We start from the raw sequence: 17207 nt of genomic DNA on the forward strand, positions 1-17207 counted from the left end.
GGCCGCCCGCCCCGTCGGCGCCACCAGCACGATCCTGGCCTTCTTCGCCGCCGCCAGCTCCACGATCGACCGCACGGTGAAGCTCTTGCCGCAGCAGACGGCGCCCGACCACCACCGCGGCACCGGCCACCGCCACCGCCGGCGCGGCCCGCAGCAGCTTGCGCAGCGTCATCAGCTTCGTGAGCTTGGCCACCTGCCCGGGCACCGCCATCGCGGCCCCGGCGGCCTGCCGCGAGGTGTCACGCGCCTTCGCGGCCGCGCCACCCGCCGCACCGGCCGCGGTCCCGGCCGCGTCCTGGGCGGCACCACCGGCCGCACGGCCCGCGCCGCGCCCGGCCTCAGCGGCTCCGGCAGTGGTACGGGCAGCACCGTCCTTCACATTCTCGGCGGCACCAGGCATCTGAGGGGTCTTGGGGGTTTCCACGTGCTCATTCCCTTCACATCGTGTCGTTGCGGCTCTACCCCGCCCGCCCCGGGCAAACATGCCGCCCCGCCACGCCACCCAGACGCCCAAGAGGCAGAACAGAGACCGCGAGAGACGGGGGACGGAACCCACCGCGACACCAGCAGGCGGCCAAACCACGCTCACGACACCGGCGGCCACCACAGCGATCCCGAGCCGCCGCCCCGCCGCCCCTCCACACCCCGCACCCGCCCACCGCACTTGAACCACCGCCCGAGCACACGGCACCCTGTAGGGCCACCCGCCGCGACGGCAGCGAGAGGACACCATGGCGCCGCCCCGCTCCCCGCACCGCCGCCCCCACCGGAACGCACGCGGCCCCGCACTCGCCTTCACCATCGCCGCAGCCCTCACCACCGCGGTGGTCACCCCCCTCATCGGCCCCTCCACACCCCCGCCCGCCACCGACACCGCACCACCCGCACGCCTGCTGTCGCGCTACGAGACCGCCGCCCCCGGCAACCACATCAACCGCGACTGCGGCTACTCCGCCCCACTCCCCGCACGCCCCGGACACACCCTCTGGCTGTTCTGCGACTCCCTCTGGTCCGGCACCCACCGCGGCCTCACCTTCGGCGCCACCGCCGCCACCGGCCCCTACCGCCCCGGCCGCGTCCCCACCGGACTCACCGAACTCCCCCCACCCCCGCAAGCACCACCCGAAAACCCCGGCGACCACCCGCCCCAAGGCATGCTCCGCACACCCCCCGGCCTCCAACTCCCCGCCACAGCACCCGCAGTGCCCGCAGCGCCCGGCCATCTCGCCGCGCCATCCCCCACCGCCCCCTGCCACATCCCCGGAACCGCCTACAGCGCCTCCTGGATCTCCGGCGCCGCCCACCGCCCCGGCACCACCGCACTCCTGCTCACCTACACCGACGTGTGCGTACGCGGAAACACCATCAGCACCCAAGGCTTCGGCCTCGTCGAATACCGCCCCGCCACCAACGCCCTCGGCGCCCAGGCACGCGTCTTCACCGCCACCGCCGGACTCCCGTTCCAGCACAACCTCGGCTCACCCGTCTTCGCCGGCGGCCACCTCTACCTGTACGCCGCCATCTGCGACCACCAGATCCTCGGCACCTGCCAGAACGGCCGCGTCACCCTCGCCCGCGTCCCCGCCGACCCCGCCACCTGGACCGACCCCGCCGCCTACCGCTACCGCACCGCCAACGGCTGGACCCCCGACGCCTTCCAGGCCCACTCGGTGCTCCCCGGCGCCGCCCCCACCGGCGTCCACGTCGCCGACTACACCGCCCTCGGCAAGGGATACGCCCTCATCGAACAGCACGGCGTCAACGGCGACTTCCGTGTCTGGCACGCCCCCACACCCGCCGGGCCCTGGAAACCGGCCCGCCGCGGCACCGCCCCCTGCGGCGGCCAATCCGGCGTCGACCTGTGCCGCGCCTACATCGGCCACCCCGAGCTCTCCACCCCGCGGCACCTGCTCATGTCGCACTACAACCCCGCCGACGACCACATCAGCGTCACCGCCGTCCCCTGGTGACACCGAAGGTCCCGGGACCGCGCGGGGCGAACCGGGCCCGCACGGCCCCGAGACCAGAAGCGCCGGTGGGAATCGAACCCACATCGAACGGTTTTGCAGACCGCCGCCTCGACCACTCAGCCACAGCGCCACGCCGGCGACCCGGAGGCGGCGAACCCGCCCCCCGATCCACCACCGAGAATGCCCCGCACCCGCACCCGCCGCAACGCCTTTTCGCTCCTGCGGCGAACGCCCGCCATCCTGGTCGAACCCGACCCACGCCGGCTCTGTCGCCTAGTTGATGTTTGTGTCTCTGGGTGATGATGATGACAGTCACTATCACCGACCTTGACGCTGTAAGGTTCAGGGTGGGTCAGGAGATGGCCGCCGCCAGAAGGCGTTCCGCCTCGGCCAGGACGGTCTCGAAGGTCTCCTGCGGCGTCTGCGAGCGCGCCAGCAGCATCCCCGCCTCGCACACCGCCCCGAACAGCATCTGCGCGCGGGCCTCCGCCACTCCCCCGCCGCCCTCCGCCGTCACGGCCGCGATCCCCCCGCTCAGCACGCGCAGGACGTGGTCGTACTCGATCGCCCGCACCGCGTCCCAGCCCAGCACCGCCGGGCCGTCCAGCAGCACGATCCGGCGGAACGCCGGGTCCAGGCAGCGCTCCAGGAACGTCCGCACGCCCCGCCGCAACGCGGCCCGCAGGTCGGGCTCCTCCCCCGCGACCCGCTCCAGCTCGGCGGCGATCTCCTCCTGCTGCCGCACGAACACCGCCCGCAGCAGCGCCGCCTTGCCCTGGAAGTGGTGGTACGCGGCGCCCTTGGTCATGCCGGCCGCGGCGGCGACCGCGTCGATCGAGGTCGCGGCGTAGCCGTCGCGCCCGAACAGCTCCTGGGCCGCGGTGATCAGCCCGGCCGTCGTCGCGTCCGAGCGCTCGGCCTGAGTCCGGCGTGCCATGCGTCCTCCTCTTGACGTACATACTCCGAGTATGTAACTTGCGGGAACTGTTACATACTCCAAGTATGGAAATGAGCCCGGCACCATGACCGCACCGCTCATCGCAATCTACGGAGCCTACGGCCACACCGGACGCCTGGTGGCCGCCGAACTCCTCGCCCGCGGCCAGGACCTCCTCCTGGCCGGCCGCGACCCCCGCGCCCTGGACGCCCTCGCCACCGAACTCGACGCACCCGGCCGCGTCCGCACCCGCACCGCACCCCTCGACGACACCGCCGCACTCCACGAGATCACCCGCGACGCCCGCGTCATCGTCCACTGCGCCGGCCCGTTCTCCCGCACCGGCGACCCCGTCGCCGCGGCCGCCGTCGCCGGCGGCTGCCACTACATCGACCACGCCGTCGAATCCCACCACGTCAAGCACCTCTTCGACGCCTACCAGGCACCCGCCCGCGGCGCCGACATCACCATGATCCCCGGCCTCAGCTTCTACGGCGGCCTCGGCGACCTGCTCGCCTCCGCCGTCACCACCGGGCTCACCGCCCTCGACCGCGTCGTCGTCGGGTACGCCGTCAGCGGCTGGCGGCTCACCACCGGCGCCAAGGACACCGCCGCGCAACTGTTCGCCGAGACCGACCGCATCACCTTCAGCGACGGCGCCCACCACATCGGCTACGTCGAACCCGGCAACGCCGTCTTCGCCTTCCCCCCGCCCCTCGGCCCCCGCACCGTGATCGCCCCGTTCCCCTCCTGCGACATCGTCACCATCCCCCGGCACGTACCGGCCCGCAACGTCGACCTGCGCCTCACCGCCGCCACCTTCGAGGAGCCCCGCGTCTTCGACTCCGAGGACATCGACGCCGCCGACCGCGCCCGCACCGACTTCACCGTCGCCGTGCAGGCCGTCGGCGAACCCGGCACACCCGGAGCCCACGGCCACGCCACCGGACGCGACCTGTGGCGCGCCGGCGCCCTCGCCTCCGTGGAGGCCGCCGTACGCATCGCCGCCGGCGACGGACCCGCCAAGACCGGCGTCCTCAGCACCGCCGAGGCATTCCCCGCCGGGCCGTTCCTGCGCGACCTGGAACGCCTCGGCGCCTTCACCCTCACCCTCCCCGACGGCCCGCCCCGCGAAAGGTGAACGCGATGGAACCGATCCTGGTCACCGGCGCCGCCGGCGGCACCCAGGGCGCCACCGGCCGCCTCGTCACCGAGCTGCTGCTGGCCCGCGGCCTGCCCGTGCGCGCCCTCGTCCGCACCGACGACGACCGCGCCGCCCGGCTGCGCGACCTCGGCGCCGAGGTCGTCACCGCCGACCTGCGCGAGATCACCACCGTGCTCCCGGCGCTGCGCGGCGTGCGCCGCGCCTACTTCACCTACCCCGTCACCGAAGGGCTGCTCACCGCGGCCGCCGCGTTCGCCGCCGCGGCGCGGCAGGAGGGACTGGAACGCGTCGTCGCGGTCTCCCAGCTGGCCGCCGACCCGCACGCCGGAACGCCGCACATGCGCCGGCACTGGCTGGCCGAGCAGGTCCTGGACCGGGCCGAGATCGGCGCCGTCCACCTGCGCGCCGCGGTGTTCTTCGAGAACCTGGACTTCCTCGTCGAGTCCACCGGCCGCCGCGAGCTGCCCGTACCGCTCGGCCCGCCCGGCACCGTCGTCCCGCTGATCGCCGGCGCCGACGTCGCCCGAGTCGGCGCCGGGCTGCTGGCGAGCCCCGACCCGGTCCCGGACCCGGTCGTCCGGCTCACCGGGCAGATCCTCACCGTCGAGCAGATCGTGGAGTCGTACGCGGCCGGCGGCGACACCCTCGCCTACACCCGGCCGTCCCCCGAGCAGTGGCGCGACCGCGCCCTGCCGCTGTACGGGGACGCGGTCGCCGTCGAGCACCTGGACCACCTGTGGGGGCTCTTCCGCGCGATCGGCTCGCACCACGAGCTGTACGAGGTGACCGCTGCCATCGAAGAGATCGGTGGCGGGAAGCCGCAGACACTCGCGGAGTTCGCAGTCTCCCGCCACCGGCCTTGACAAAGTAAGGTCCAGTCAGAGGCGGTGCAGGACGCGGAACAGCGCGACCCACTGGCCGGGGTGGACGAAGGCGACGACCGCCTCCCGGTCCACCCCGGCCGCGCGGAACGCCGCGTCCACGCTCCCCCGCGGGTACTCGCGCCGCAGCGAGGCGTGCAGTGTCCCTCCCCTCCCCTGGAACCCGACCGCCACGCACCGCTCGTACGCGGGCAGCGCCGCGGCCGGCAGCAGCGGGCGCTCGCGGCGCTCCAGCCGCAGCACCCCCGCGTCCACCCGAGGCACCGGCCGGAACCGCTCGCGCGGCACCGCGTGCGCCAGCCGCCACCCGAACCGCGGCCACGTCCGCACCGTCAGCAGGCTCCAGCGCCCGTACCCGCCGGTGCGCTTGCGCGCGTACTCCAGCTGCGTGATCATCGTCGCCGACCGCAGCCCAGGCGCGGCCAGGCACCACTCCACGATCGCCGAGGTGGCCGCGTAGGGGATGTTGCCCACCACGTGGAACGGGCCGGGCGGCGGCGCGGCGGCCAGGAAGTCGCCGGCCACGGCGCGCACGTTGGGCAGCCCGGCGCAGCGGGCGCGCCATCACCGGATCGATCTCGTAGGCGACCACCCGCTCCGCGCGGGCGGCCAGCGCCGCGGTGATCCGGCCGTCGCCCGCGCCGGGCTCGACGACGACGTCGCCGGCCCCCAGGCCGGCGGTACGGACGAGACGGCGCAGGGCCGCCTGGTCGGCGAGGAGATTCTGGGACAGCTCGCGGCGCCTGCGGGCGCGCGTGCCCGCACCAGCGGGCAGGGGTGATCGGTGCGTCGAACGCTGAGGCATGAGGTCGCCTGTCCTGGTACGAGGGTCATGGACGCTCGGAGGCCCTGGACAGGCAGGCGGCGCCGCCCCTCACAGCGAGGGCGGCTCAAAAGGCGCGGACGGCGCCGGTACGGCGGGTCGCGGAAAGCGAGAGCGGAACGACGTGCGATGCGAGACGAACGGGACGTGCGTTCAGGCGCCGGCGCGGCCTGGCCGATCCAGGACGGGGCGACGGGCACGCGGCCGGGTGAAGGCGGCGGCGAGCGCGACGGCCCTGGCGGCGCCGCCGGTCATCGAAGAGCACACGCCGCCGACCCTAGCCGCCCGCCCGCCGGCGTCACAAACGGGTTTCCGCGCCCGGTCCCCGGCGCGCCACCGAGGCCACCGAGGACCGGAGCCGTCCCCTACACTGGCCGCCATGGGGCGCGACCCGGAGTACCTGGCCTTCATGAGGCGCCGGCTGGCCCAAGCGCCGCCGCCCGGCCGCACGATCGGCGACGCCCGCCGCCGGCACGCCGCCGACCTGGCCCCGCTCCCCCGCCCCGGCGTCGCCGTCGTGAAGGACCTGACGCTCGACGGCCCGGCCGGGCCCCTCCCCGCCCGGCTCTACCGGCCGGCGGCCGCGGGTCCCGTCCCCGGGCTGGTGTACTTCCACGGCGGCGGCTGGGCGCTGGGCGACGTGGAGGGCTACGACCCGGTCGTGCGCGCGCTCGCGGCCGCCGCCGGTGACGTGGCGTGGGTGTCGGTGGACTACCGCCGCCCGCCCGAGGACCCCTTCCCCGCCCCGCTGGACGACGCCGTCGCCGCCTACGAGCAGGTCACCGCGCGCGCCGCCGAGCTGGGGCTGGACCCCGCCCGGACCGGGGTGGCCGGGGACAGCGCGGGCGGGCAGCTGGCCGCCGCGGCCGCGCTGCGCCTGCGCGGCCGGCGCGGAACCGGCGGGCCCGCGCTGCAGGTGCTGCTCTACCCGGCCGTCGACCTGCGGGCCGTACCGCCGGCGGCGCCCGACCCGGACGGGCTGGACTTCGGCCCCTCGGGGCTGGACCGGATCCTCGGCCTCTACCTCGCCGGCGCCGACCCGGCGCGGCCGGAGGTGTCGCCGCTGCTGGTGCCCGACCCGGCCGGGCTGCCCCCGGCCGTCGTCGCGACCGCCGAGTACGACCCGCTGCGCCCCCAGGCCGAGGCGTACGCCGCCCGGCTGCGCGCCGCGGGCGTGCCGGTCGCGCTCATCACCGGTACCGGGCTGGACCACGGCTTCCTGGGCTGGGGGGCGTACGCGCGCCGCGCCGCCGAGGCCGTCGCCGAGATCGGCGCCGCCGTGCGCGCCGCGCTGTGAACGCCCCCGCTCACGCCGACGCCGGCAGCGCCTCGGTGTCGCCGCTGTCGCCGGTGTCCCCGCCCTTCCCTGCCGCCGCGTCTCCGGCGGGAACGGCCGCGCCGGTGCCGCGCTCGGCGTGCACGTGCGCGATGTAGCGCTCGACCTCGGCGACGGTCTCGGCGGAGTCCCAGCCCAGCACGGGCGCGATCAGCGCGGCGACGTGGCGGGCGGCGGCCAGGCCGCCGTCGCGCTCCTCCATCGCCACCCGCAGCCGCCGCGCCAGCACGTCCTCCAGGTGCAGGGCGCCCTCGTGGGTGGCGGCGTAGAGGGCCTCGGCGCGCAGGTAGTCGGGCGCGCCGGGGACGGGCTCGCCCAGCGCCGGGTCCTGCGCGATGAGGGCCAGCACCTCCGGGATGCATGAGCCGTACCGCCGCAGCAGGTGCTCCACCCGCGCCACGTGCAGGCCCGAGCCCTCGGCCAGGTGGCGGCGCTCGTTCCACAGCACCTCGAACCCGACCGCGCCGAGGATCGGCAGCCGCTCCGTCACCGAGTCGGGTACGGCCGCGTCCAGCCCGGCCGCGGCCGCGTCGACGGCGTCGCGCGCCATCACGCGGTAGGTGGTGAACTTCCCGCCGGTGACCACGACCAGGCCGGGGACGGGCTCGGCGACGGTGTGCTCGCGCGACAGGCGGGTGGTGTCGTCGGCCTCGCCCGACAGCAGCGGCCGCAGCCCCGCGTACACGCCCTCCACGTCGTCGCGGGTCAGCGGGATCCGCAGCAGCGCGTTGGCCTGGTCCAGCAGGTAGTCGACGTCGGCGGCGTCGGCGGACGGGCCGTCGGGGCCGTGCTCCCACGGGGTGTCGGTCGTCCCGATGATCCAGTGCCGGCCCCACGGGATCACGAACAGCACGCTCTTGTCGGTGCGGGAGATGATGCCGGTGTTGAGCGCGATCCGGTCCCGCCGCACCAGCAGGTGCACGCCCTTGGACGCGCGGACGCTGAACGCGGTGCGGGTGCCGGCCATCCGCCCCGCGCCGTCGGTCCACACTCCGGTGGCGTTGACGACCCGGCGGGCCCGCACGGCGATCTCCACGCCGCTCTCGGCGTCGCGCACCGCCGCGCCGGTGACCCGCTCGCCCTCCCGCAGGAACCCCGTCACCTCGGTGCGGGTCGTCACGGTCGCGCCGTAGTCGGCGGCGGTGCGGGCGACCGTCATCGTGTAGCGGGCGTCGTCGACCTGCGCGTCGTAGTACTGCACGGCGCCGACCAGGGCGCCGCGGCGCAGGCCGGGGGCCTCGCGCAGGGCGGCGCCGCGGGTCAGCTGCCGGTGCCGCGGCATGGCGCGCGCGCCGCCCATGGTGTCGTAGAGGGTCACGCCCGCGCCGACGTAGGCGCGTTCCCACAGCCGGTGGCGCAGCGGGTACAGGAACGGCACGGGCCGCACCAGGTGCGGCGCCAGCCGGGTCAGCAGCAGCGCACGCTCGCGCAGCGCCTCGCGGACCAGGCCGAAGTCGCGCTGCTCCAGGTAGCGCAGGCCGCCGTGCACGAGCTTGCTGGAGCGGCTGGAGGTGCCCGCCGCCCAGTCGCGCGCCTCGACCAGCGCGACCGACAGGCCGCGCGAGGTGGCGTCCAGGGCGGCGCCGGCGCCGACGATCCCGCCGCCGACCACCAGGACGTCGAACTCGGTTCCGGCCAGCCGCGCCAGGGCGTCCTGGCGGTACTGCGGGCCCAGGGATACGGATCTCACGGCGTGCTCCTCACGCGGACGGTGGACGGGTGGTGGGGGCGGGGCCGGTCGCCGGTGTTCCTGCCCCGCCCCCCGCTGTGCGGAGATGGCCGCCGGTGGCCATCGGGTGACCGTCGGGAGGCGGTCTGGCCGCGGGGGCGGTCAGGTCACGTCGACCCAGTCGAGGGTGCGGCCGACGGCCTTCTTCCAGCCGGCGTAGCCGCGCTCGCGCTGCTCGGCGTCCCAGCCGGGCGTCCAGCGGCGGTCCTCGTTCCAGTTGCCGGCCAGCTCGGCGGTCGACTTCCAGAACCCGGTGGCCAGGCCGGCGGCGTAGGCGGCGCCGAGCGCGGTCGTCTCGGCGACGACCGGCCGCGACACCGGGACGCCGAGCACGTCGGCCTGGATCTGCATGCACAGCTCGTTGGCGGTGACGCCGCCGTCGACCTTCAGGACGTCCAGGGCGACGCCGGAGTCCTCGCGCATCGCCTCGACGACGTCGCGGGTCTGGTAGCAGATGGCCTCCAGCGTCGCGCGGGCCAGGTGGGCGTTGGTGTTGAAGCGCGACAGGCCGACGATGGCGCCGCGTGCGTCGCTGCGCCAGTACGGGGCGAACAGCCCGGAGAACGCCGGGACGAAGTAGACGCCGCCGTTGTCGTCCACCTGCCGGGCGAGGGACTCGCTCTGCGCGGCGCCGGAGATGATGCCGAGCTGGTCGCGCAGCCACTGCACCGCCGACCCGGTGACCGCGATCGAGCCCTCCAGGGCGTAGACGGGGGCGTCGTCGCCGAGCTGGTAGCAGACGGTGGTCAGCAGCCCGCTGGCGGAGCGCACCAGTTCGGTGCCGGTGTTGAGCAGCAGGAAGTTGCCGGTGCCGTAGGTGTTCTTGGCCTGGCCGGGCGCGAAGCACACCTGCCCGACGGTGGCGGCCTGCTGGTCGCCCAGCGCGGCCGTCAGCGCGACCTCGCCGCCCAGCGGGCCGTCCGGGCGGGTGAGGCCGTACGGGTCGGGCGCCGACGACGGGCGGATGGCCGGGAGCATCGCGCGGGGGATGCCGAAGAACGACAGCAGCTCCTCGTCCCAGTCGAGGGTCTCCAGGTCCATCAGCATCGTCCGGCTGGCGTTGGTGACGTCGGTGACGTGCACGCCGCCGTCGGGGCCGCCGGTGAGGTTCCACAGCAGCCAGCTGTCGGTGGTGCCGAAGACCGCGTGGCCGGCCTCGGCGGCCTCCCGGACGCCGTCGACGTTCTCCAGGATCCACTGGATCTTGCCGCCGGAGAAGTAGGTGGCGGGCGGCAGGCCGGCCTTGCGGCGGATGACGTCGCCGCGGCCGTCGCGGTCCAGCGCGGAGGCGATCCGGTCGGTGCGGGTGTCCTGCCACACGATCGCGTTGTAGTACGGCCGCCCGGTGCGGCGGTCCCACACCACGGCGGTCTCGCGCTGGTTGGTGATGCCGAGGGCGGCCAGGTCCGCGTGTGTCAGGTTCGCCTTGGTCAGCGCGGTCTGGATGACGGCGCGGGTGCGTTCCCAGATCTCGGTGGGGTTGTGCTCGACCCACCCGGCCTGCGGCAGGATCTGCTCGTGCTCGAGCTGGTGGCGGGCGATCTCGTTGCCGCCGTGATCGAAGATCATGAAGCGGGTACTGGTCGTCCCCTGGTCGACCGCGCCGACGAAGTCGCTCATGGTGGTGTCCTCCTGATGGGGCCGGATCGGGCCTGGTTGGGGCGGGGCGGACGCGGGTCAGGCCGCCTCGGCGGGGACGCGGGCCGGGACCGGCTCTGGGATCGCGTCCGGCTTGGGCGGCAGGAACCGCCCGACCAGGCCCTTGTAGAGGCCGGCGCCGAGGACGCCGCCGATGAGCGGGCCGATGATCGGCACCCAGAAGTACAGCTCGCCGTACTGGTCGCGCCAGGCGCCGCCGTATCCGGTGAAGAACGAGGCCAGCCGCGGCCCGAAGTCGCGGGCCGGGTTGATCGCGTAGCCGGCGTCGGTGCCCCACGCCATCCCGATCGCCACCACGATCAGGCCGATCACGAACGGCGCGAGGTTGGCGGCGGGCCCGTCGTTGCGGGCGTCGGTGACCGCCAGCACCAGGAACAGCAGGATGGCGGTGCCGATGATCTGGTCGCGGAACGCGCCCATCGTGCCGACCGGCAGCTCGCCGTTGCCGGGCAGCGTGGAGAAGACGCCCTGCGTCTTGATGGTGTGGTCGGGGTCGACCTTGGCCAGCACCTCGGAGTAGTTCCACCGCACGATCAGCGCGGCCACGAACGCGCCGAGGGTCTGCGCCAGCATGTACGGCGCCACCCGGCGCCACTCGAAGTCCTTGAACACCGCCAGCGCGAACGTGACGGCGGGGTTGAGGTGGGCGCCGCTGGCCCGCGCCGCCACGTACACCCCGAGGGTGACGCCCAGGCCCCAGGCCCAGGCGATGCTGTCGTGGTCGCCGATGCCGGCGGCGGCGACCTGCGCGACGACGCCGACGCCGAAGAGGATGAGGATCATCGTGCCGGCGAACTCGGCGGCCAGCGCGCCGAGCATGCCGGCGGGCGCGGGGGCGGCTTCGGGCTCGACGCCGCTGGGCGGCGCGCCGCGTCCGGCCGGTTCGGTTCTCGCGGTCGGCTCCCTGTTCTCGTCCGCCATGACCGTGCCTCCCTTGGCAGGCTGGGGTGGGGGGTGGGAAGCGCCCGCGGGCCCGGCGAGCGGCTGGCCAGGACGCTAGGCAGGGCACCGCGGGGGGTCAACGGACGGGTGCCGACAATGTCGAACACTTTCCCCTCGGCACCCGGCCCATTACGCTCCCCGATATGCCCCAGATCACAGGGTTCGGGCAGATGTTCGGGCAGGTCGGCGCGCCGCCTGCGGCGATGGCGGCGGACGCCGACATTGTCGGCACACTTTCCGCGGTCCTAGTATCGGCCGCATGCCGGGACCGGTGCAGTCGATCGAACGGGCCGCGGCCATCCTGCGGATGCTGGCCAGCAGCTCCGGCCGGCTCGGCGTCGGCGAGCTGGCGAGCTCGCTGGGGCTCGCCCGCGGCACCGTGCACGGCATCCTGCGCACCCTGGTCCGCGTCGGGTTCGTCGAGCAGGACGAGGCCAGCGGCAAGTACCAGCTCGGCGCCGCCCTGCTGCACCTGGGCACCAGCTACCTCGACGTCAACGAGCTGCGCTCGCGCGCGATCAACTGGGCCGACGCGCTGGCCGCCCGCAGCGGCGAGGCCGTCCGGATCGGGACGCTGCTGGAGGGCAAGGTCCTGGTCGTCCACCACGTCTTCCGGCCCGACGACTCGCTGCAGGCCATGGACATCGGCACGCTCCTGCCGCTGCACGCCAGCGCCCTGGGCAAGGCGCTGCTGGCCCACGACGCCAACGCCGCCGCCTCCGTCCGCGGCACCGCGCTGGAGTCGTACTGCCGCCGCACCATCACCGACCACCGCTCGCTGGCCCGCGCCCTCACCCGCGTCCGGGAGCAGGGCTGGGCCGCCGAGATCGAGGAGATGGCGCTGGGCGAGGCGTCCATCGCCGCCCCCATCCGCGGGTACGGCGGGCTGGTCGTCGGCGCGATCGGGGTGTCGGGCGCCGTCGAGCGGCTGTGCGGCGCCGGCCGCGTCCCCGAGCCCGCCCTGGTCGGCTACGTCCGCGACGCCTCCCGCGCCGTCTCGCGCGACCTGGGCGCCTCCCGCTGGTAGCCGCCGCCCGCCGGCAGAGGCCGTACCGGAAGGGGTGCGGTCATGACCGAGCGGTACGTCATGTCGATCGACCAGGGCACCACCTCCACCCGCTGCATCCTGTTCGACCACGGCGGCCGGCTGGTCTCGGTCGCCCAGCGCGAGCACCGCCAGCACTTCCCCCGGCCCGGCTGGGTCCAGCACGACGCCCTGGAGATCTGGCGCAACCTGGAGCGCATCGCGCCCGAGGCGCTCGCCCAGGCCGGCGTCTCCCCCGCCCAGGTCGCCGCCGCCGGCATCGCCAACCAGCGCGAGACCACCGTGCTGTGGGACCGCGTCACCGGCGCCCCGGTCGAGCACGCCATCGTCTGGCAGGACACCCGCACCGACGCCCTGGTGGAGGAGATGGCCGGCGCGCCCGGCGCCGCGATGGTCCCCGAGCGCACCGGGCTGCCGCTGGCCGGCTACTTCTCCGCGCCGCGGGTGCGCTGGCTGCTGGACCACCTGCCCGGCGTCCGCGAGCGCGCCGAGCGCGGCGAGGTGCTGTTCGGCACCATGGAGAGCTGGCTGATCTGGAACCTCACCGGCGGCCCCGACGGCGGCGTGCACGTCACCGACGTCACCAACGCCGGCCGCACCCTGCTCATGGACCTGCGCACCCTGGACTGGGACAAGGACCTGCTGGACTTCTTCGGCGTCCCGCGCGCGATGCTCCCCGAGATCCGCTCCTCCACCGAGATCTACGGAACCGCCCGCCGCGTCTTCCCCGGCGTCCGCATCGGCGCCGCCCTCGGCGACCAGCAGGCCGCGCTGTTCGGGCAGACCTGCTACGCCCCCGGCGAGACCAAGTGCACCTACGGCACCGGCGGGTTCCTGCTGATGAACACCGGCACCGAGCCGGTCCGCTCCGGCAACGGGCTGCTCACCACCGTCGGCTACAAGGTCGGCGACGAGCCCGCCGTGTACGCGCTGGAGGGGTCCATCGCCATCACCGGCGCGCTCGTCCAGTGGTTCCGCGACGGCCTCGGCCTGATCGGCACCGCGCCGGAGATCGAGACGCTGGCCCGCTCGGTCGACGACAACGGCGGCTGCTACATCGTGCCCGCCTTCTCCGGCCTGTTCGCGCCGCACTGGCGGCCCGAGGCGCGCGGCATCATCGTCGGGCTGACGTCCTACATCACCAAGGGGCACCTGGCCCGCGCCGTCCTGGAGGCCACCGCCTGGCAGACCCGCGAGGTCGCCGACGCCATGAGCCTCGACTCGGGCCTGCCGCTGCGGGAGCTGAAGTCCGACGGCGGCATGACCGCCGACCACCTGCTGATGCAGTGCGTCGCCGACGTCCTGAACGTCCCCGTCGTGCGCCCCATGGTCGTGGAGACCGTGTCGCTGGGGGCCGCGTACGCGGCGGGGCTGGCGGTGGGGTACTGGGCCGACCTGGAGGGGCTGCGGCGCAACTGGCACCGCGCCGCCCGGTGGGTCCCGGCCATGGACCCGCGGCGGCGGGCCGCCGAGTACCACAACTGGAAGCGGGCGGTGGAGCGGTCGCTGGACTGGACCAGGACGGGCCCGGTCCCGGCCGAGGACCACGGCCCCACCTGAGCCGCCGGCCCTTCCGGGCGGTGTCAGGCGCCGAGTTCGGCGCGCAGCCGGTCCAGGCCCATCGGGCCCAGCTCCAGCGCGCGCCGGTGGAAGCCGCGCAGGTCGAACGCGGCGCCGGCGCGGCGGCGGGCGGCCTCGCGCGCCTCCAGCCAGACCCGCTCGCCGACCTTGTACGCGATGGCCTGCCCCGGGCGGCCCAGGTAGCGGTCGATCTCGAACGTGACGTGCTCGTCGCTCAGCGGCCCGCAGTGCGCGCGCAGGAACTCCCACGCCAGCTCCGGCGTCCACCGCTCGCCCTCGTGGAACCCCGTACCGGCGGGGATCGGCAGCCCCAGGTGCAGGCCGATGTCCAGGACGACGCGGGCGGCGCGGATCTGCTGGCCGCCCGCCAGCATCCCCAGCTCGTGCGCCGGGTCGCGGTAGTGGCCCAGCTCCTGCATCAGCCGCTCGGCGTACAGGCCCCAGCCCTCCCCGTGCCCGGGGTACAGCTCGGCGCCGACCCGCTGAAAGCGGTTGAGGGTGGTGGTGTTCAGCACGGTCGTGCCGAGCTGGAGGTGGTGGCCCGGCACGCCCTCGTGGAACATCGTCGCCGGCACGGTCCAGGTGACGATCTCCTTCTCCGAGGCGTGCACCGTCCACCACACCGTGCCGGGGCGCGACAGGTCCTCGGCCGGGGCCAGGTAGTAGATGCCCGACTCCACCGGCGGGATCCGGCACTCCAGCCGGTGCAGCGGCGCGGGGATGTCGAAGTGGGTCCCGTCGAGGTCGGCGATGGCGCGGTCGGCCAGGTCCTGGATCCAGGCCAGGAAGTTCCGCGCGCCGGTGATCCGGTGGGCGGGGTCGGCGTTCAGCGCGGCGGTCACCTCGGCCACGGCGGCGCCGGGGCGGATGCGGCCGGCGAGCGCGGCCATCCGGTCCTCGACGCGGGCCAGCTCCTCCCAGCCCCAGGCGTAGGTCTCGGCCAGGTCCAGGCGGGTGCCGAGGAAGTCGCGGACGTTGAGGTGGTAGCGGTCGGCGCCGACGGCGTCCCGCTCGGGGGCGCGCGGCGCCAGCTCGTCGGTGAGGAACCGCGCGAAACCGGTGAGGGCCTGCGCGGCGGCGCCGGCGGCGGCGTCCAGTCCGTCGCGGCGCGCGGCGAGGGAGGTGAGGTAGGCGCGGCTGTCCAGGCACATGCGGGCGCTGCGCACCACCTGGCGGCGCGGTGCGCGGCGGCCCTGCTGCGCGGCCCGGGCCAGGCCGGTGCGCAGGCCGTCCAGCGCGGCCGGCAGGGCGCGCAGCGCGGAGTGCACGGCGTCCCAGTCGGTGGCCTCGCCCTGGTCCAGCAGTTCCAGCGCGTGCCGCAGGCGCTGCGGCGGGCCGTCCAGGACGTCCAGGTGCCCTTCGCGCACGCCCGCCTCGTCCAGCGCGACCTCGGTCTCCAGCCGCTCGCGCAGCACCGCCGCGGCGATCCGCTCGGCCTCGCCCGCCACCGGGACGCCGTCGAGGGCGGCCAGCGTGCGGCGCGACAGGTCGGCGCGGGCGGCGTGCCCGTCGGGGCCGTAGTCGGTGAGCCGCCCCTCCTGCCCGGCGATGCCCATCAGGGCGGCCGCGCAGGGGTCGAGTTCGGCGAACGCGTCCACGTACCGGTCCGCGAGGTCCTCCAGCGGCGTCGTCCCGCCGCCCTGGTACGGGGCGATCATCGCGGGCAGTCGGGGATGTCGCGGCCGGAGTTGTCCTTGGCCTCGTCGTCGCCCCAGTGCGCCAGGTACAGCGCCGGGACCCACGCGCGCGGGCTGCCGCCGGCGTACACCCGGTCCAGGTTCGTCAGCAGCCACCAGTGGTTGGTCGCGGCGCCGCCCTTGCGGTTCATGCGCTGGCCCTGCTGCTTGCAGAACACGTAGTGGGTGCCCTTCTCCAGCCGGCCGACCGGCCCGCCGGCCGTCCCGGGCTGCGCGTACCCGGGGGCCGCGGCGAAGGTGTCGACGAAGAACCGCTCGGTGGGCACGGCCGAGGCGGAGGTCTCGGCGGGCGCGGGCGCGCCGGAGGTGCCGGCGTTGGTCGCCTCGCCCCTTTCCGGGTCGCCCGCGGGCCACAGCACGATCAGCACGGCGGCCAGCGCCAGCGCGAACCCGCCGGCGATCACCCAGCCCAGGTAGCCGGGCATCCGCCGGCGCGGCGGTCCCTGCGGCCCTGGCTGTGGAGGTGACAGAGGCGGCGCGGGCGGCGGCCCGAACGGCGCCGCGCCCGCCGGCGGGATGTCGGCGAAGCGGTGCTCCACCAGCGTGGGGTCGTCGGCGGGTGGTGGCGGCTTGGGCTGCACGAACCAGCTGTCGGGGACGATCGGTGCCGCCTCCAGCGGCGCGCCGCACCTCGCGCATTCGGTCAGGTCCGTACCGGTGTCGCCGCCGCACGCCGGGCATCGCATGGCCCTTCGCCCTCCCCACTCCGGCCGAGCGGGCCCGCTCGGGCCCGCTCAGGGGACATTTTCAGGGACATTGTTCACCGAGCGGGCCCCGACCCTGAAATCACCGGGCCGCGCGGTCCCGCCGGGCCTCCTCGATCCACCGGTCGGCCTGCGCGGCCAGCCACGCGATGCCCTCCTCGGCGCGGTCGCGGTCCCCGGTGTTGAGGAAGTCGATCTGCAGGCCGGCGAACGCGGCGTTCTGCACGGTCGCGTACCGTACCGCGGCCTCCGCCGGGACGCCGCGGGCGCGGAACGACGCGGCCACGAACTCCACCCGGTCGGCCAGCAGCCGGGTGACCTGCCCGTGCAGCCGGCCCCCGGCGGCCAGCCCCTCGATCTCGTGGACGAGCCGGGTGAACGGCAGGTTCTCGGCGGCCAGCTGCCAGTCCCAGGCGGCGCGGACGATCTCGCCCATCGGGCGCTCGCCGTCCCAGCCGGGCAGCGCCCGCAGCCGCTCGCGCTGCCGCTCGTCCAGCCGGGCCAGCACCGCGCCCAGCAGCGCGCGCTTGTCGGCGAAGTGGTGGGTCAGCACGCGGGTGCTGTGCCCCAGATGCTCGGCCAGCGGCCGCATCGACAGCGTGGACAGGCCGTTGCCGGCCAGGTACTCCAGGACCCCGTCCAGCAGTTCGGCACGGCGGTCGGGGTCGCGGGGCCTGGCCATGGCGCTTCCTTCCGGGCGGCACGCCGGCGGGTTGGACGCCGGCGCCCCCACCCTAT

14 protein-coding genes, 1 tRNA gene and 1 pseudogene are annotated in these 17207 nt (G+C 75.2%); 6 read left to right on the forward strand and 10 right to left on the reverse strand.

Translation table 11 applies throughout. The annotated features are described in order from the left end of the window. On the reverse strand, positions 1-424 hold a 424-nt coding region (locus AB0881_RS36255), incomplete at its 3' end, for a hypothetical protein (protein WP_366624569.1). Positions 425-731: 307 nt separating this feature from the next. On the opposite strand from AB0881_RS36255, the gene AB0881_RS36260 reads away from it, so the two are divergent. After that, complete coding sequence (locus AB0881_RS36260; RefSeq protein WP_366624571.1) at positions 732-1970, forward strand: hypothetical protein; 1239 nt, start codon at positions 732-734, stop codon at positions 1968-1970. Positions 1971-2027: 57 nt separating this feature from the next. Here AB0881_RS36260 and AB0881_RS36265 read toward each other — a convergent pair. Next, positions 2028-2100, reverse strand: a tRNA-Cys gene (locus AB0881_RS36265). A 222-nt stretch (positions 2101-2322) separates the two neighbouring features. Beyond that, the gene (locus tag AB0881_RS36270) at positions 2323-2907 is read right to left on the reverse strand and encodes a TetR/AcrR family transcriptional regulator (RefSeq protein ID WP_366624573.1); all 585 of its coding nucleotides are present in this window, start codon (positions 2905-2907) and stop codon (positions 2323-2325) included. Positions 2908-2992: 85 nt separating this feature from the next. Between AB0881_RS36270 and AB0881_RS36275 the strand changes: the two genes are divergently transcribed. Together AB0881_RS36275 and AB0881_RS36280 are read left to right on the forward strand one after the other, a co-directional pair. Then, complete coding sequence (locus AB0881_RS36275; protein WP_366624574.1) at positions 2993-4048, forward strand: saccharopine dehydrogenase NADP-binding domain-containing protein; 1056 nt, start codon at positions 2993-2995, stop codon at positions 4046-4048. 5 nt (positions 4049-4053) lie between these two features. Beyond that, positions 4054-4935: an NAD(P)H-binding protein gene (locus AB0881_RS36280; protein WP_366624576.1), complete on the forward strand. Its 882-nt coding sequence runs from the start codon at positions 4054-4056 to the stop codon at positions 4933-4935. Positions 4936-4950: 15 nt separating this feature from the next. Here AB0881_RS36280 and erm read toward each other — a convergent pair. Continuing rightward, positions 4951-5758 (reverse strand): annotated as a pseudogene (gene erm, locus AB0881_RS36285) (ErmE/ErmH/ErmO/ErmR family 23S rRNA (adenine(2058)-N(6))-methyltransferase). Positions 5759-6155: 397 nt separating this feature from the next. On the opposite strand from erm, the gene AB0881_RS36290 reads away from it, so the two are divergent. Next, positions 6156-7073, forward strand: coding sequence for an alpha/beta hydrolase (locus tag AB0881_RS36290; protein ID WP_366624578.1), 918 nt, complete (start codon positions 6156-6158; stop codon positions 7071-7073). Between the two features lie 10 nt (positions 7074-7083). Here AB0881_RS36290 and AB0881_RS36295 read toward each other — a convergent pair whose 3' ends face one another. The 3 genes from AB0881_RS36295 to AB0881_RS36305 form a co-directional block, all read right to left on the reverse strand. Continuing rightward, complete coding sequence (locus AB0881_RS36295; protein ID WP_366624580.1) at positions 7084-8802, reverse strand: glycerol-3-phosphate dehydrogenase/oxidase; 1719 nt, start codon at positions 8800-8802, stop codon at positions 7084-7086. A gap of 141 nt (positions 8803-8943) precedes the next feature. After that, positions 8944-10461 (reverse strand): glycerol kinase GlpK, encoded by a 1518-nt coding sequence (gene glpK / locus AB0881_RS36300; RefSeq protein ID WP_366624582.1) that lies wholly within the window; start codon positions 10459-10461, stop codon positions 8944-8946. Positions 10462-10518: 57 nt separating this feature from the next. Beyond that, the gene (locus tag AB0881_RS36305) at positions 10519-11421 is read right to left on the reverse strand and encodes an MIP/aquaporin family protein (protein WP_366624584.1); all 903 of its coding nucleotides are present in this window, start codon (positions 11419-11421) and stop codon (positions 10519-10521) included. 280 nt (positions 11422-11701) lie between these two features. On the opposite strand from AB0881_RS36305, the gene AB0881_RS36310 reads away from it, so the two are divergent. Together AB0881_RS36310 and glpK (AB0881_RS36315) are read left to right on the forward strand one after the other, a co-directional pair. Continuing rightward, positions 11702-12469 carry an IclR family transcriptional regulator gene (locus AB0881_RS36310; protein WP_366624586.1) on the forward strand — a complete coding sequence of 256 codons (768 nt, stop codon included), beginning with the start codon at positions 11702-11704 and terminating at the stop codon, positions 12467-12469. A gap of 42 nt (positions 12470-12511) precedes the next feature. After that, complete coding sequence (glpK, locus tag AB0881_RS36315) at positions 12512-14047, forward strand: glycerol kinase GlpK (protein WP_366624588.1); 1536 nt, start codon at positions 12512-12514, stop codon at positions 14045-14047. A 23-nt stretch (positions 14048-14070) separates the two neighbouring features. Here the strand turns inward: glpK (AB0881_RS36315) and AB0881_RS36320 are convergent, their stop codons facing one another. From AB0881_RS36320 to AB0881_RS36330, 3 genes are all read right to left on the reverse strand, one after another. After that, positions 14071-15726: a DUF885 domain-containing protein gene (locus tag AB0881_RS36320; RefSeq protein WP_366624590.1), complete on the reverse strand. Its 1656-nt coding sequence runs from the start codon at positions 15724-15726 to the stop codon at positions 14071-14073. After that, the gene (locus AB0881_RS36325; RefSeq protein WP_366624593.1) at positions 15723-16451 is read right to left on the reverse strand and encodes a hypothetical protein; all 729 of its coding nucleotides are present in this window, start codon (positions 16449-16451) and stop codon (positions 15723-15725) included. The genes AB0881_RS36320 and AB0881_RS36325 overlap by 4 nt, the downstream gene beginning before the upstream one ends. 100 nt (positions 16452-16551) lie before the next feature. Beyond that, positions 16552-17151, reverse strand: coding sequence for a TetR family transcriptional regulator (locus tag AB0881_RS36330; protein ID WP_366624595.1), 600 nt, complete (start codon positions 17149-17151; stop codon positions 16552-16554). Positions 17152-17207 lie beyond the last annotated feature (56 nt).

The sequence above is a fragment of the Spirillospora sp. NPDC029432 genome (genome assembly GCF_040703975.1).
Lineage (GTDB): Bacteria > Actinomycetota > Actinomycetes > Streptosporangiales > Streptosporangiaceae > Spirillospora.